Annotated in this window: 11 protein-coding genes; 9 read left to right on the top strand and 2 right to left on the bottom strand. The window is 37.4% G+C overall.

From position 1 onward, the window contains the following. Positions 1–1345: 1345 nt before the first annotated feature. The gene (locus PEDSA_RS12015) at positions 1346–2056 is read right to left on the bottom strand and encodes an SIMPL domain-containing protein (RefSeq protein WP_013633426.1); all 711 of its coding nucleotides are present in this window, start codon (positions 2054–2056) and stop codon (positions 1346–1348) included. Positions 2057–2258: 202 nt separating this feature from the next. Here PEDSA_RS12015 and PEDSA_RS12010 point away from each other — a divergent pair, with 202 nt between their 5' ends. The 9 genes from PEDSA_RS12010 (at position 2259) to PEDSA_RS11970 (ending at position 15480) form a co-directional block, all read left to right on the top strand. Then, on the top strand, positions 2259–3170 hold the full coding sequence (locus tag PEDSA_RS12010) for an IS982 family transposase (protein WP_013633096.1): 912 nt from the start codon (positions 2259–2261) through the stop codon (positions 3168–3170). 252 nt (positions 3171–3422) lie between these two features. After that, positions 3423–3998: an RNA polymerase sigma-70 factor gene (locus tag PEDSA_RS12005; RefSeq protein ID WP_013633425.1), complete on the top strand. Its 576-nt coding sequence runs from the start codon at positions 3423–3425 to the stop codon at positions 3996–3998. A 61-nt stretch (positions 3999–4059) separates the two neighbouring features. Continuing rightward, a complete protein-coding gene (locus PEDSA_RS12000; protein WP_013633424.1) occupies positions 4060–4950 on the top strand; it encodes a FecR family protein in 891 nt (296 codons plus the stop codon). A 155-nt stretch (positions 4951–5105) separates the two neighbouring features. Beyond that, positions 5106–8498, top strand: coding sequence for a SusC/RagA family TonB-linked outer membrane protein (locus tag PEDSA_RS11995; protein ID WP_013633423.1), 3393 nt, complete (start codon positions 5106–5108; stop codon positions 8496–8498). A 12-nt stretch (positions 8499–8510) separates the two neighbouring features. After that, on the top strand, positions 8511–10334 hold the full coding sequence (locus tag PEDSA_RS11990; RefSeq protein ID WP_013633422.1) for a RagB/SusD family nutrient uptake outer membrane protein: 1824 nt from the start codon (positions 8511–8513) through the stop codon (positions 10332–10334). Between the two features lie 18 nt (positions 10335–10352). Beyond that, positions 10353–11561, top strand: a complete 1209-nt coding sequence (locus tag PEDSA_RS11985) for a BT_3987 domain-containing protein (RefSeq protein ID WP_013633421.1) — start codon at positions 10353–10355, stop codon at positions 11559–11561. A 43-nt stretch (positions 11562–11604) separates the two neighbouring features. Then, entirely contained in the window at positions 11605–12441 is an 837-nt protein-coding gene (locus tag PEDSA_RS11980; protein WP_013633420.1) for an endonuclease/exonuclease/phosphatase family protein, read from the top strand. 58 nt (positions 12442–12499) lie between these two features. Beyond that, the gene (locus PEDSA_RS11975; RefSeq protein ID WP_013633419.1) at positions 12500–13846 is read left to right on the top strand and encodes a Gfo/Idh/MocA family protein; all 1347 of its coding nucleotides are present in this window, start codon (positions 12500–12502) and stop codon (positions 13844–13846) included. Between the two features lie 32 nt (positions 13847–13878). Then, a complete protein-coding gene (locus tag PEDSA_RS11970; RefSeq protein WP_013633418.1) occupies positions 13879–15480 on the top strand; it encodes a beta-N-acetylhexosaminidase in 1602 nt (533 codons plus the stop codon). A gap of 40 nt (positions 15481–15520) precedes the next feature. Here the strand turns inward: PEDSA_RS11970 and PEDSA_RS11965 are convergent, their stop codons facing one another. Then, positions 15521–15937: a 6-pyruvoyl trahydropterin synthase family protein gene (locus PEDSA_RS11965; RefSeq protein WP_013633417.1), complete on the bottom strand. Its 417-nt coding sequence runs from the start codon at positions 15935–15937 to the stop codon at positions 15521–15523. Positions 15938–16014: the final 77 nt, after the last annotated feature.

The following is a 16014-nucleotide window of genomic DNA, read 5'->3' as shown; positions in this document are numbered from 1 at the left end:
AATCCGGATATGTGTGTTCGTTGGTGCTTAATGTTGCTTTCTACAGCACATTGGATTGCTTGGGGTTTACTTATTTATTGTTTGTGCACAAAGATTTATCTGATTTTAGCTCCAAATCTTATCATGCCACTGGCTGTACTATCGAAGAAAGTGTAAGTTTGCAATGTTCGTTGTAAAAATGGTTGCACCAGGGAACGGATAGCATAACCGAGCCTCTTTTCTTTGCTCAATTGGGTAGATTCTTTTCAAAAAGCAGAGTGGCAAAGGAAAGTTGGTGCGATGACATTTTTCCTTGAGCGTGAGGTAAGAGCTAAAGCCATAAAAAGAAGATGTTTTTGTTTCTTTTTCAAAAAAGAAGAAAGAATATCAGCGACAATAATATTAGTAGAATGCCTATGCGAAGAATGAATGGCAGTCCGCCCCATAGCCGGCGGCTGGCCTAGTCCTTTTTTCAGACAGTATTTGATGTTTTTAAATGGCCTTCAAGAATGCTCCACATTTTTAGCAAAAAAGGACCAAAATGCCTTGGCGTATAATCTTTGTCGCTCCATCTGGATAAATCTTTCATTAGCGCAATCCGGATATGTGTGTTCGTTGGTGCTTAATGTTGCTTTCTACAGCACATTGGATTGCTTGGGGTTTACTTATTTATTGTTTGTGCACAAAGATTTATCTGATTTTACCCCGACGTAAAGTCGGGACAAGGTCTCCAAATCTTATCATGCCACTGGCCGTACTATCAAAGAAAGTGTAAGTTTGCAATGTTCGTTGTAAAAATGGTTGCACCGGGGAACGGATAGCATAACCGAGCCTCTTTTCTTTGCTCAATTTAGTAGATTCTTTTCATGAAGCAGAGTGGCAAAGGAAAGTTGGTGCGATGTCATTTTTCCCTGAGCGTGAGGATAGAGCTAAGGCCATAAAAAGAAAATGTTTTTGTTTCTTTTTCAAAAAAGAAAAAAGAATATCAGCGACAATAATATTACTAGAATGCCTATGCGAAGAGTGAATGGCAGTCCTTCCTTTTTTCGATATAGTATAATTGTTTCATAAGACTCTCAAGGATGCTGAAGCATTTTGTCTTTGATACAAAAAGGGACCAAAAAAACGAGTTGACGAGTTCATGAATCCTGATCAAAAGAAATAAAATCTAATGAATAATTCAAGGCGTTGCGAAGAGTGCGAGACGGTTCGTCTCATACTAGTCCTCGACTTGCTTTATTAGAAGCGGAACTACAATTTCAATTTGCAATACTCATCGTGAAAATGCTTAAGTTTGTTAGTAAATATCAAAAACAAAAATCCCCGGCTCCAGGGCCAGGGATGATCTCCAGAACTTGTTCCTTTATTATTTAATCTCGAAAGTCACATTTACAGTATATTGTAACTTGATTTTTTTGAAGTCGATATCAGACATTTCAGCTTCGTTTCCTGCAGCATCGGCTTTTGCCACTAGCGCATAGTTAGCTCTGGCATACATAGGTTGTACATTATAATCAGAATTCAGATCCTGAATCAGTAAAGCACTCCCCAATTTATCCCCAAGTGCGCTTGCTAACGCAGAAGCTTTATCCTTTGCATTTAGCAAGGCTTTCACTCTCAAATCATTTTTCAGTTGGGTAATTTTAGAGTGATTATAACTTTCTACATAAGTAGAAGCTATTCCTTTTGGGTCTACCGCAGCAATAATTACATTGAAGCTATTTAAATCTTTTACTTTTAGTTTGTATTGCTTACTGGCTAAAAAGTTAGGGTCTTTCTTTTGATTCCAATAGTCTGTATATCCCGACACATTGTTAATCATTAAGTCTTCTTTTGGAATACCCGCTTTTGCAACAGCAGTTTGAAGTTGCTTTTCCAATTCGGTAATAGTAACTCGTTTTTTGTTGTTGTTATCCTTAAAGTACTCTTTCAATGAAATAGCAATGTAGATTTCATCAGGAGTGATTTCTGTTTCTGCACTACCATTAACTTCAATTTTCTTTCTTAAATCTGCAGTTTGACTCATGGCGCTTAAACTTGTACATGCTATTATAGCAGCGATTATTAACTTTTTCATAATTCTTTCTTTATTGTTTTTCTCTAAGATGGCGGAAAGTAGAAAATTCCATAAACAAATTTCATTTATTTTTTAAAATAACGTGAGTTCGGGATAATAGAATTGTCTTTTTAAAGAACAAAAAAGAGATTAAATTACTGATTATCAAATAAGTAAGCATATTTTGTTATATTTAAGTACCAAATTAAAACTATAACTTGATATGCTTACTCCTTCTAAAATTACCGAAATTTTTGTTCAAGTTGATGATTTCTGCAAAGAATTTGAACTTGAGATCATCCAACATAAGCTTAATGCGGGAAATTGTAAAGCCAGAAACCGTAAGGCCTCACTTGCTGATAGTGAGATCATCACTATTCTGATAGCTTTTCATACCGGACATTTCACCAATCTCAAGCACTTTTACATTGGTCACATCTGTTCTTATTACAGAGATTATTTTCCTGGACTTGTATCCTATAACCGTTTTGTAGAACTGCAGCAAAGAGTAGCAATACCCATGATGCTGTTTCTGAAAAACAGATGTCTGGGACAGTCAAATGGTATCAACTTTATCGATTCTACACATATCAAGGTATGCCATAACAGGCGCATACATAGCCATAAAGTGTTTTCCCTGGTTGCAGAGCGAGGGCAATGTTCCATCGGATGGTTCTATGGATTCAAGCTTCACCTGATCATCAATGACAGGGGGGAAATATTATCCTTTTATCTTACAAAGGGCAATGTGGATGACCGGAACATTAAATTGATGACCTCTATGACACAGCAGATATTCGGCAAGCTGTTTGGGGACAAAGGTTACATATCAAAAGCATTAGCTGATCTGCTCTGGGGAAATGGTATTCAAATGATTACCAAGCCAAGAAAGAATATGAAGGATTTTAACATCTCGCAAGCTGATAAGATTATGCTCAGAAAAAGAGCCTTAATCGAATGTGTGAACGATGAATTAAAGAATATATGCAAGCTGCAGCATACCAGGCACCGTTCGGTAAATAACTTCCTGATGAACACAATGGGCGCACTTTGTGCCTATCATTTCTTTCCTAAAAAGCCCTCTCTTAATATCGGTTTTGACTTTAATGACAGACAGATGTTATTGACCGCTTAAACCGAATTCACGTTAAAATAACTTGTTCCGTCTTTTTGTTTTTGATTTATGTTGTTGTCGTACAGTGTTTTATTGCCTTGTAGGTTTTTTGGCTAAATATTTTTGAATAACGGAAGGCAGGAAATGTTAAAAGATGAATTCTTAACAATAGTTTAAACAATAATTACTTGCATCTTAAAAGAAAGCATATAAATTTGTGCTACACCAAGAAACCATAGAGACAGTAGAAAGGATGACTATTGTTTAATTGCTATGAACAAATCAGTTTATAATTTGGAAGAGGAAGAGTTAATTAGTCGCTTTGTAAAAGGAGACAAAAATGCTTTTGACTTGATATTTAAAAAGTACTCTTCCCATTTATATCATGCGGCATACAACTTGTTTAGGGACAAGGCTGCATGCGAAGATATGGTTCAGGATTTGTTTGTAGACCTGTGGGAGAAAAGAGAGCAGACCCAAATTCGTTCTCTGAAATCCTACCTCTATGTATCCATTAAAAACCGCGCCCTTATGGCTATAAGAGCTGGTAAGGTGAATATTGATGATTCTGCTTTAATGAAACTATGCTCGAAATATTTCGCAGACCAAAAAGTAATAGCCAAAGAACTTTCTGATATTCTTAATTCTTCGATCAATAAGCTGCCAAAGAAGTGTCAGGAAATATTTAAGCTTAGCAGAGAAGGTAACCTCAGCAATAAGGAAATAGCCGAACGACTAAATATTTCAGTCAAGACCGTAGAAAACCAAATGACAATAGCTTTAAGCCGGCTTAAAAATTCTTCTAAAGAGTTTTTAGCTGTTTTATTGGCGATTTATTTCGCATCATAAAAAAAATTAAAAATTCTTTTAGGGGTTACCCCCTGTTTTTGCATCCTACATATATAATACTATGAACAGAGAGAAAAATATCTCGGCTTTAGAGAAGCTTTTGTCAAAATATTTTGAAGCTAGGGAAAAAGAACATGATTCCTTAGAGGTTTCTTATATAGATTTCGATCAGGAAAGATCTATGCAATTAATTCATAAACGCGTAGCTAAAAAACGTTATATACGTTTTAATTGGTTAGCGGCAGCTTGTGTGTTGGTGTGTCTGGGAACTACTTTTTTCTTTTTAAACCGTAAAATACACAATATAAATTTAGTTACTGAGGAGACTTCGTTTGGTGAGGTTAAACATGTTATTTTAAGTGATGGTACAAAAGTTTGGCTTAATGCAAAATCAGAATTTAGGTATCCAAAAGTTTTTTCTGGAAACAGAAGAGAAGTATTTTTAGATGGCGAGGCTTATTTTGAAGTTAAACGAGATGAAAAGAAACCTTTTACGATTATATCTAACGGAATTAAAACTACCGTTTTAGGAACAAGCTTTAATATTAATTCATATAAGAATGCCATGGGCACCAAAGTAAGTGTTGTAAGTGGAAAGGTGTCAGTAGAAAAAGAAAATAAGCAAGTGTATCTGGAGAAAAATCAACAGGGGTTTTATAATGCGAAAACAGACGGACTATCTAAACTACCTGTAGATGCTTCTTCTTTGTCCAGTTGGAAAGATGGCAGGCTGGAATTTAATCATGTTGGATTGAATGAAGTTATTGCGACCATCCAACGCAATTTCTCTCAGCAGGTTAAGGTAGCCGATAATCTGAAAAATTGTGAAGTATCTGCCGATTTTACAGATATGGAACTCGAAAAAATAATGAAAATTTTAAGTGAAGTAGTCGGGGGAAGATATGAGAGAAAGGGCGATACTTTTTATTTATCTGGAACAGGCTGTAATTAAATAACACACAAATGAAAGAAGAAGAGTGACGAAAAACAAAAAAAACCTTGCACTTAAGATGGCGCAAGGTCAAAATGTCTAAAAGAATGTAATCCGAGAACTGCGACATCCGAAGATTAACATCCTTATTGTCTAACATTTTAAAACCTAAAATTATGAAAAAATCTCTATTAGTTAATAGAGTAAGACTTTTTACACTAACAATTATGAAACTCAGCACATTGGTATATATTGCCATTTGCTCTTTGTCTACCCTAACCGTGGCGAACACAAAAACCTATGGTCAAAGAACAAATAGTACCAATATCTCCATGGATTTGAAAAGGGTAACGCTTGCCGAAGCTCTGCAAAAAATAGCTGACGCGGCGGGGAAAAGAATAGCCTATGCCGACAATTTATTGGATAAAAGTAAGATTGTAGATTTTAAAACAGAAAACAACAATCTGTTAGAATCTTTGGAAAATCTATTAAAACCGTATAACCTGACGGTAACAGAAGTAGATAATGTTCTTATTGTAAAAAGGAATCGGCTTACTGCTGCTGAAGCTTTGAATTTACAACAGGAAAAGCGTAGAATAAGCGGAACCGTAAAAGATTCTTTAGGAGCACCTTTAGTTGGTGTGGCTATTAAGCATAAGAATAACCCGTCTTTGGGTACAAGTACAGATATTAATGGTAATTTCATTATAGATGTGTCCGAAAACACCGTGCTGGTTTTCAGTTATATAGGGTTTAGAGACCAGGAAATGGCAGTAAAAGGAAAAAGCGTTTTAAACGTGAAATTACAGGAAGCCGATTCATTTCTGGAACAAGTTACCGTAGTTGGTTACGGAACACAAAAGAAGATTAGCCTCGTGGGAGCACAGGTAACTATTAGTCCAACAGAGCTAAAACTACCTGTCCGCAATCTGACGAATTCTTTGGGCGGAAGGGTTGCCGGAGTAGTTTCGGTGCAGCGAAGTGGGGAGCCGGGTGGAGATAATGCAGACATCTGGATACGAGGTATCTCTACTTTTAGCAGCAGTATGAGCAAACCTTTGGTTTTGGTAGATGGCGTTCCTAGATCGTTTTCTGATGTTGACCCTGAGGATATCGAAAGTTTCTCTGTGCTTAAAGATGCATCTGCAACGGCGGTATACGGGGTACGTGGTGCAAACGGCGTAATTATCATTAATACCAAAAACGGTTTGCCCGGAAAGCCCAAGTTTAATGTAAGGTACAACGAGGCAGTAACAAAATTTACTAAAATACCCGAATTTGCTGATGGGGTTACCTATATGGAGCTATCCAACGAGGCATTAACAACCCGTGGTTATCAGCCAAGATATTCTGCTGAAGCTATAGAGGCAACAAGAACACAAAGCGACCCTTATTTATATCCCAATGTAAATTGGTATAAAGAGATATTTAATGATTTTGGGTCTAACAGAACTCTAAATCTTAATATAAACGGAGGAAATGATTTAACCACCTATTATGTTTCTACCAGTTATTTTGATGAAAAAGGTTTGTATAAAACAGACGATTTGGCAAAATACGATGCTCAGGTAAGATTTAAAAGATATAACTTAACTTCTAATCTTACAGTTAAGCCTTTTAGAAGAACTACTGTTAAGTTAGGAATACAAGGATATCTTGCTAATGTGAATTATCCAGGAAGTAATTCAGCAGACATTTTCGAGAAGGCCTTTTTTATGACACCTATTCTTCATCCCGTTAAATATGAAGATGGAAGAGTGGCAGATGCCGCAACTTCAAGTGTACAAAATCCATGGGCCTTATTAACACAAACAGGATATGCTAACCAATGGAAAAACCAGTTGTTTTCCAACTTGAGGGTGATTCAGGATTTGGATTTTATTACAAAAGGCCTGTCGGTTACTGGGATGTTTTCTTTCGATGCCTATAACTATGTGAGCCTAAGGAGAACTAAAACTCCGGATACTTGGTTAGCAAATGGACGGGATGCGGATGGTAATTTGAATTTACAGTTAACCAGAACTGGTACAGAATACTTGGCCTATGCCCGAAATAACAATGGGTCCAGAACTATATATAATGAAGCAGCTATTAATTACTCTCGTTCCTTTGGAAAGCATGATGTCGGAGGTATGTTATTATATAACCAAAGTGATGAGGTTAATACCCAGGCTGCTACTTTAGAAGAGTCATTGCCATTCCGTTTCAGAGGTTTGGCCGGGAGAACCACCTATGCATATAAAAATAAGTATTTTGCGGAATTAAATTTTGGTTATAATGGTTCGGAAAACTTTCTGCCGAGTAAGAGATATGGTTTTTTCCCATCCGTAGGGTTAGCCTGGGTGGTTTCTCAGGAGAAGTTCTTTGAGGGATTAAAAGATAAAGTTCAGCTGGCTAAAATTAGGTTTTCACATGGTTTAGTGGGGAACAGTAATATCGGAGGCAGAAGATTCGCCTATTTGGGAACGGTAGAACAACTAGGCACTTCGTATCAATTTGGAAAAAGCCCAACAAATTACTCAGGTCAGGATATAGGAGAGTATGCGGTTGATGTAACCTGGGAAACTTCTAAAAAGACAAATTTAGGTTTGGATATCTGGACACTTAAAAATGCCTTGAATGTACAGGTGGATATCTTTAAAGAATACCGAGAAGGAAGCTTCTTAAGACGTTCGTCTTTACCGGGATATATAGGTATGCGCAACAATCCATATGGAAACGTGGGAATAATAGATAACAGAGGTATAGAAGGATCTTTGACTTATTCCAAAAAGCTGACTGAGGATTTTTCATTGCAGCTGATGGGAAACTTCAGCTTTAACCGAAATAAAATTATTGAGGATGACAAACCAGACCCGATATATCCATGGTTAGCAACAAAAGGTAGAAAAGTAGGTCAGCGTTTTGGTTATATAGCTTTAGGTTTCTTTGAAAGCAATGAAGAGATTGCCAATAGCCCACTGCAATCGGGAGATGTCAGACCTGGAGACCTGAAGTTTAAGGACTTAAACGGTGACGGAGTAATTAATTCTTATGATTATGCTCCGATTGGATATGGTCAGGTACCGGAAATTATCTATGGTTTTGGATTTACCCTTGGTTATAAGGCATTCAGCATATCTACCCTTTTTCAGGGAGTAGGAAATATGGATATCTGGTTGAATGGGGAAGGATTAATACCTTTTCAGCAAGGTTTAAGCAGGGGAAATATGTTTAACAATGTGGATAACAGATGGACAATTGATAACCCGAATCCTAGTGCTTTATATCCAAGATTATCCAGTGGGACTATAAATGATAATTACACAAGAAGCTCCTGGTGGATACAAAATGGAAGATATCTGAGACTAAAGACGCTGCAATTCAGCTATAAACTACCTAAACAATTTGTAAAACGCTTTAATCTGCAAAATGCAGATGTGTTTTTTCAGGGAGTCAATTTGTTGACTTTTAGTCCATTTAAACTTTGGGATGCAGAGCTGGGTGACGGTAGTAATTCCGCCTATCCCGGCGGGGCAAGATATCCTAATACAGCAGCTTATAGTATCGGGTTTAATTTCAACTTTTAATTGTATTGCGTCATGAATAGAAAGAAACATAAAATATTAACTTTTGTCTTCCTGATATTTTTAGGCCTATCATCTTGTCAGAAAGGATTTTTAGATCAGGTGCCAGATGATAGATTAACCATCGAACAGGTGTTTAAGCGGTTACAACCATCAGAAGAATACCTTGCCAATGTCTACAGTTATATAAAAGACGAATCTTATATAACCAATAATGCACCGTGGATTGGTTTGTCTGATGAAGGGGACGTAACTTACGACAGGCCGGGATATCTTACCTTTTTAATGAATCTGGGTAACTGGAATCCAGCTTCGGGATATTATGACAATTATTATACTGATTATTATAAAGGTATCAGGTCAGCAACTACCTATATCAATAACATTGGCGGCAATCCACAATTAGATGCTAACAAAATAGTGATTCGTAAAGCAGAAGCCAGATTTGTAAGAGCATATTTATATTTCATGTTATTGCGTACCTGGGGACCTGTAACAATATTGAGTGAGGACCTTATTCCGGGAGACTTAAATCCAGGTGATCCTTTGCTTACTTTACCTAGAAACAGTTATGATGAATGTGTGGATTACATCGTGAACGAACTGGATATGGCATCGCAGGATTTACCATTGCATTTTACCACACAAGAGAATCTGGATTATGGAAGAGCCACTAAAATGGCTTGTTTAGCACTAAAAAGTAGAGTATTGCTTTATGCGGCCAGTCCGTTGTTTAATGGGAATACAGAATATTCAGGCTTCCGCAATTTAGACGGTAAAAATCTGATCAGTCAGCAATATGATGCTCAAAAATGGGAAAAGGCAGCGAAAGCCGCTAAAGATATTATTAATATGGATATCCTGTCGCTTTATAAAAAGAATAGCGGTGGAACGTTTAGTCCATTAATATCTTATCGCGATGTATTTCTGGATGCATGGAATGGCGAATGGGTATTTGCCCGCATTTTGAATAATCTAAGCGGTTATGAAAGGGCGCTGACACCAAGGCTGGCCAATGGTTTTTGTAGTACCGGACCTACCCAGCAAATGGTGGATGCCTATTTTATGGCTAACGGGTTAAAGCCAATTACAGGTTACAATTCGGATGGTTCCCCAATTATCAATGCTGCATCTGGTTATACAGAAACTGGTTTTTCTACCGTACAGGGAGTCGCTAATACTTCTAATATGTACGCAAATCGCGAACCTAGATTTTATGCAAGTGTAAATTATAATAATGCGCCATGGATTAATACCAGTGAAGGTGTAAAGATTATCCAGACTTATAATACCGGGGAGTCGGGCCCTGCCGGATCCTGGGATCATTCGAGAACCAGTTATTTTGGTAGAAAAAATGTATCTCCGGGTTCTAATCCAAAAACAGGTGTGTATGATAAAAGGCCATATATCATGATGCGTTATGCAGAGATTCTCTTGAATTATATAGAAGCGCTAAACGAATATGATAAGGATAATACTGATATTTTAAAATACCTGAACATGATTCGCGAGCGGGCAGGAATACCTCAATACGGTCAGGGCGCAAATGCGTTACCGATTCCTGCCAATCAGAATGCTATGAGGGAGGCAATTAGGGCGGAAAGAAGAGTAGAATTGGCTTTTGAGCATCACAGATATTTTGATACGAGAAGATGGAAGATTGCGGAACAAACAGATGGCGGACCAATGTATGGTATGAATATACTTGAAAATCCACCGGCGTTCTATAAAAGAGTCGTTTTTGAAACCCGTGTTTTCAGAAAAAGCTTTTACTTCTTTCCCATTCCTCAAACAGAAATCAATAAAAATGCAAATATGGTTCAGAATCCATTTTGGTAATCATTTAAACCTAATAATATGAAACATCAAACGAGATTATATCATTATATGTGTGTTGCATTTTGTCTCATCGTATTGGGATGTAAATATGATACGGATATTCCAAATCCAGAGCTATATGCAAAAGTATATATGCCACAGGCAGCGGAGTCTTATTCCAAGCACATATTACAAATTGCAGACACCGCACAGACTATTATTTTTGGAGCTGCCTATGGCGGACCGGACTATCCGAAAGAGGATATTAAGGTTAAATTTAAAGTAGATAATGATAAAGTAGCTGAGTTTAATCAAAATAATGGAACCAGCTATATGGTATTGCCAGCACAAAGCTATACCATAGATAAATTTGAGACGCAAATAAATAAAGGGGCGTTGAACTCCGCAGCTCTTAAAATTAAAGTAAAAACCAAGGATGTACTCACTCCATTTGTACAGTATCTGCTACCTATTTCGGTAGAGAGTATCTCTGGAGATGTTCCTCTTAACGAAAAACTAAGAACATCTTATTTTTTAGTAGAAGCTCAAAAAGACGGTATGACAATCAGGGTGATGTCTTACGGTATAAAAAGTGGAACTGTAGATATGGACGCCGTTGCTGCAGTAGTTAATGGTTTTAATCCTGACTTCCTGGTTATCAGAGAAATTGATAGCAAGACAACCCGCAGTAGCGGAAGGGATCTTCCTAAAATACTTTCGGGGTTGATTAACATGCCAAATTATGTTTTCGCAGCTGCCCAGCCTTTTCAAAATGGGGACTACGGAACGGTTGTATATTCTAAATTTCCAATTATTGATAGCGTTAAATATCAGCTGAAATCCACCGCAACGGAAAAAGGACCTGTTGCTATTATAAAAGTAAAGTTGAAAAACCAATATGATATGATTTTTGCGGGAACGCATTTAAATGCCAGCGTAGCAATCAGAGATCCGCAGGCTACCGAGCTTTATGATTTATTGGCAGCCTATACAAATGTGCCTGTTATTTTAGCGGGTAACTTTAATGATAAAGCAACAACCGGAACCGTGTATCAGAAATTTTCAACGCAATTTAGTTTTCCATGTGTAACCTGTCCATCGAATTATCCTAAAGCATCGCCAACTGGTAATTCAGATATGCTGATGTTTAAGCCTTCAGACAAGTTTAGGGTATTGAACTATACATTGGGAGCGACTTCAACAAGTGATCATTTACCAGCAGTAGCCGATTTACAATTCTTTTACTAATTGATGGAGGGCATTTTATCAGCCCTCCTTTTAAAACCATATTATGAAAAATTTAAAGATCTTAATTTTTGTGTTACTGGTTTCCATGTCGTCAATATCATGTGGAAAGAGTGCAGCGGAGCCTGAAAAAGACAATAAACCTCCCGTAGAGGAAAAGTCGGGTCCAACCTTTAAGGTTATGTCTTATAATATCCATATAGGAAACCCGCCTTCCAAAGATGCATCTTATAGAGATTTGGAAGCGATAGCACAGGTTATCAATATTCAGAAGCCGGATCTTGTGGCATTGAGCGAAGTTGATAATAAAACTAAAAGATCTGGTACAACCGTAGATCAGGCGAAAGAACTTGGCCGTTTGACAGGTATGTATTATTATTTTACAAAGGCAATGGACTATCAGGGCGGAGAGTATGGAGATGCTGTTTTATCTAAATTTCCTATAGCAGAAAGCAAGCGATATGAACTTCCTGTTACAGGAACGGGCTTCGAACCGCGTTCTTTGGCGCTGATTTTAGTAGAGAAGGAAGGACATAAATTTTATTTCGGTTCGACACACCTGGACCATACAAGTGCAGAAGATAACAGAGTTTTGCAGGCAAACACCCTGGTTGATATTATAAAATCGTTGAATTATCCGTTAGTATTGGCCGGTGACTGGAATGCCCTGCCTACTTCGCAAACTATCAATATCCTTAAAAAGGCGCTTAATCCAACTTGTACAGACTGCCCGTATACTTTTCCAATGAATAAGCCGGATAGGACAATAGACTATATTATGTATAAGCCTGCAGAGAAATTTAAGGTAAAAAGTTTAAAAGTTGTAAATGAAACTTATGCGTCAGATCATTTGCCTTTGGTAGTGGATCTGGAAATTAAGTAAATAGAAATTGTAAATTAGAATAGACTTCAGTGCATCAGTTTACCATAATTCAAAATAAATGGATAGAAGAAGATTTATAAGAAACAGTACAATAGTGGCTGGAACAACGATTCTGCCTTCCGGAATTTTATTTGCTAGAGATAAAGGCAATGTGAAATTAGGCTACATAGGTGTTGGTTTAAGAGGGAGAAATCATATCAAAGAAGGCTTACTAAGAGATGATGTTGAAATTGTAGCCATTTGCGATACACAGGAAAGTTCCTTAAAACTATGTCGGGAACAGTTTACAAAGGCAGGTAAGGCGTTACCTAAAGAATATACCGGCGGTTTGGATGCCTATAAAAAGCTATTGGAAAGGAAAGATATTGATGCAGTAATTATTTCTACGCCATGGCAATTTCATAGAGATCAGGCTGTAGATGCTATGAATGCAGGTAAATATGTTGGATGCGAAGTTATAGCGGGTTTAACTGTTCAGGATCACTGGGATATCGTTAATGCTTCTGAAAAAACGGGCATTCCATATATGACTCTTGAAAACGTTTGTTACAGACGGGATGTGATGGCTGTTTTAAATATGGTTAGAGCAGGAGAATTTGGTGAATTGGTTCACCTAGAAGGAGGCTATCAACATGACCTAAGGGATGTGCTTTTTAACGATGGTAAAAACTTTTATGGACACGGTGTAGAATTTGGTGCTGATAAGTCCATAGGAGAAGCTCAATGGCGTACGCAATACAATATAGATGTCGATGGTGATTTATATCCTACGCATGGATTAGGTCCTGTTATGAACTATATTGATATTAATAGAGGAAACCGGTTGACGAATATGGTGTCTTTTTCGTCGAAAGCGCGTGGTTTAGCCGATTATGTAAATAAGAAATCTCCAGGACATCCGAATGCTAAAATAAACTATAAGAACGGAGATATTGTAACTACACTGATTAACTGTGCAAACGGAGAAACAATCAGTTTAACTCACGATACGCATTTACCGCGTCCGTATTCCATTGGTTTTAGGGTACAGGGTACAAACGGGCTATGGATGGATGTTGCAAAATCGATTCATATAGAGGGAAAATCAAAACCTCATACCTGGGATTCTACCAAAGAATGGTTCGAAAAATACGATCATCCACTTTGGAAAAAATATGTCGATCTCGCTCAGGGAGCGGGACATGGAGGAATGGATTGGTTCGTATTTAATGCTTTTGTACAGGCTGTTAAACAAAAAAGACAAACACCAATTGATGTGTATGATTCTGTAACAATGAGCGTAATATTTCCACTTTCTGTAAAATCATTACAAGAAGGAAATTCATCGCAGGATATACCTGATTTTACAAAAGGCAAATGGAAGAATAGAAAGAATACATTTGCTTTGGATGACTCAGGTTTTTAATAACCATTTATAAACCATATTAAATGCTATATATGAAACGTGTACGTGTTTTCTTGTTAATCATATTTCCTTTATATCTCAAAGCACAATATAAGAATAGCGATTTACCTTTAATACCCCGGCCACTGGAAGTAACAAAGCAGCAGGGCACATTTTTACTTAATAATCAGGTTTCGATAAATCTCATATCGAAAGATACAGACTTAAAAAACGTTGGAGCTTATCTTTCGGAAATACTTAGGGATGATTATGGGGTTAAATTGTCTAATAGTAGCAATCGAGCTATAAGATTTGAGCTTGATCCTCAAATTCCGAATCAGGAAGGTTATGTGTTAAAGATAAATCCCCAATTGGTTTCTATCAAATCAAAAAGTGCTGCGGGTGCTTTTTTGGCAGTGCAAACCCTTCGCCAATTAATACCAATCGGGCAAAAGGATAAAATAGAAATACCAGCAATATCAATAAAGGACGAGCCTCGGTTTGCGCATCGGGGAGTAATGTTAGACGTAGGACGTTATTATTTTCCGGTATCGTTTATTAAAAAATATATTGATGTACTGGCTGCCTATAAAATTAATAAGTTCCATATGCACCTGACAGAAGATGGAGGCTGGCGTATGGAAATCAAGAAATATCCGAAACTTCAGGAAATCTCTGCGTGGAGAGACAGTACCGTTGTAGGCCATGTGAGTGACAAACCGCGGAAATACGATGGAAAAAGGCATGGAGGTTACTATACGCAGGAAGAACTCAGGGATTTAGTGAAGTATGCTCAGCAGCGCTTTATTACGATTATTCCCGAAATCGATATGCCGGGACATACGCTTTCTGTACTGGCTGCTTACCCGGAATTCAGCTGTTTTCCCGATCGGAAATATCAGGTGCTTACTGCCTGGGGTATCCAAAAAGATATTCTGTGTCCAAAAGAAAATACTTTTAGGTTTGTTGAAGATGTGCTGACTGAGGTAATGGATGTTTTTCCGTCGAAATATATTCATATAGGTGGAGATGAGGCATGGAAAGATAACTGGAAGGTTTGCCCACATTGCCAAAACCTGATAAAAACAGAAGGGCTTAAAGATGAACATGGCTTACAAAGTTATTTTATTAAAAGAGTAGAGAAGTTTGTGAGTTCAAAAGGACGAGCTATAATTGGATGGGATGAAATATTAGAGGGTGGTTTGGCGCCCAATGCAACAGTAATGTCGTGGCGCGGAGAAAAAGGAGGGATAGAAGCAGCGAAAATGGGACACAATGTAATTATGTCTCCAAACCATTATATGTACCTGGATTATTATCAAACCCCCGAAATGAGAAAAAGAGAGCCTGTCGCGATAGGTAGTTATCTGCCATTAGAGACGGTTTATTCTTATAATCCTTTACCAAAAAGCTTGAGTAAAGAAGAACAAAAACATATTTTAGGTGTGCAGGCTCACATTTGGTCAGAATATATACCAAATGGCAATCATGCAGAACATATGACTTTCCCTCGCGTTTTGGCAATGGCGGAAGTGGGCTGGACCCAACAGGAAAAGAAAGACTATTCGGATTTTATAAAGCGACTTAAAACGGCAAGCAAATTTCTGGATTATAAGCAGATAAATTATGCCCGATACTTTTTAGATCAGTACTAATATCCTGTAAAATAAGAAAGATCCAGTTTTTGGATCTTTCTTATTTTACAGGATATTCTACAAAATTTCTTTCCGTTTCGTAAAGTCTGACAAAAAGATCAAGCTTCTCGTCTATTCTTGGTCTTACCAGGTTCCAAATGACAATAGCGATATTTTCGGCGGTAGGGTTTAAAGTTTTAAATTCTTCGGTATCCAGGTTTAAGTTTCTATGATCAAATTTTTTGATAACCTCCTGCTGAATAATATCCGATAAAATTTTCATGTCTAAAACATATCCGGTTTTAGGATCAGGAACTCCTACCACTTTTAACTCCAAAATATAATTGTGTCCATGAAAGTTCGGATTATTACATTTTCCGAACACTCTTTGATTTTCAGCTTCGGACCATTCCGGATTGTTTAGTCTATGGGCTGCATTGAATTGTTCTCTTCTAAAAACAGCAATTTTATTTTCCATATTACAAAAATACTAAAATATCGTTCATCGTCTATCGTTCAACGAATCCATCCATGAATAGGAATGTTTGTTTCAGG

This window comes from Pseudopedobacter saltans DSM 12145 (genome assembly GCF_000190735.1).
Lineage (GTDB): Bacteria > Bacteroidota > Bacteroidia > Sphingobacteriales > Sphingobacteriaceae > Pseudopedobacter > Pseudopedobacter saltans.
Note: the sequence above shows the minus strand (reverse complement) of the source record. Positions and strands in the feature narration are given on the sequence as shown.

What these genes read in the sequence shown, in the direction of transcription:
- PEDSA_RS12015 (WP_013633426.1), bottom strand. Translation starts at nt 2,056, where the DNA reads ATGAAAAAGTTAATAATCGCTGCTATAATAGCATGTACAAGTTTAAGC.
- PEDSA_RS12010 (WP_013633096.1), top strand. Translation starts at nt 2,259, where the DNA reads ATGCTTACTCCTTCTAAAATTACCGAAATTTTTGTTCAAGTTGATGAT.
- PEDSA_RS12005 (WP_013633425.1), top strand. Translation starts at nt 3,423, where the DNA reads ATGAACAAATCAGTTTATAATTTGGAAGAGGAAGAGTTAATTAGTCGC.
- PEDSA_RS12000 (WP_013633424.1), top strand. Translation starts at nt 4,060, where the DNA reads ATGAACAGAGAGAAAAATATCTCGGCTTTAGAGAAGCTTTTGTCAAAA.
- PEDSA_RS11995 (WP_013633423.1), top strand. Translation starts at nt 5,106, where the DNA reads ATGAAAAAATCTCTATTAGTTAATAGAGTAAGACTTTTTACACTAACA.
- PEDSA_RS11990 (WP_013633422.1), top strand. Translation starts at nt 8,511, where the DNA reads ATGAATAGAAAGAAACATAAAATATTAACTTTTGTCTTCCTGATATTT.
- PEDSA_RS11985 (WP_013633421.1), top strand. Translation starts at nt 10,353, where the DNA reads ATGAAACATCAAACGAGATTATATCATTATATGTGTGTTGCATTTTGT.
- PEDSA_RS11980 (WP_013633420.1), top strand. Translation starts at nt 11,605, where the DNA reads ATGAAAAATTTAAAGATCTTAATTTTTGTGTTACTGGTTTCCATGTCG.
- PEDSA_RS11975 (WP_013633419.1), top strand. Translation starts at nt 12,500, where the DNA reads ATGGATAGAAGAAGATTTATAAGAAACAGTACAATAGTGGCTGGAACA.
- PEDSA_RS11970 (WP_013633418.1), top strand. Translation starts at nt 13,879, where the DNA reads ATGAAACGTGTACGTGTTTTCTTGTTAATCATATTTCCTTTATATCTC.
- PEDSA_RS11965 (WP_013633417.1), bottom strand. Translation starts at nt 15,937, where the DNA reads ATGGAAAATAAAATTGCTGTTTTTAGAAGAGAACAATTCAATGCAGCC.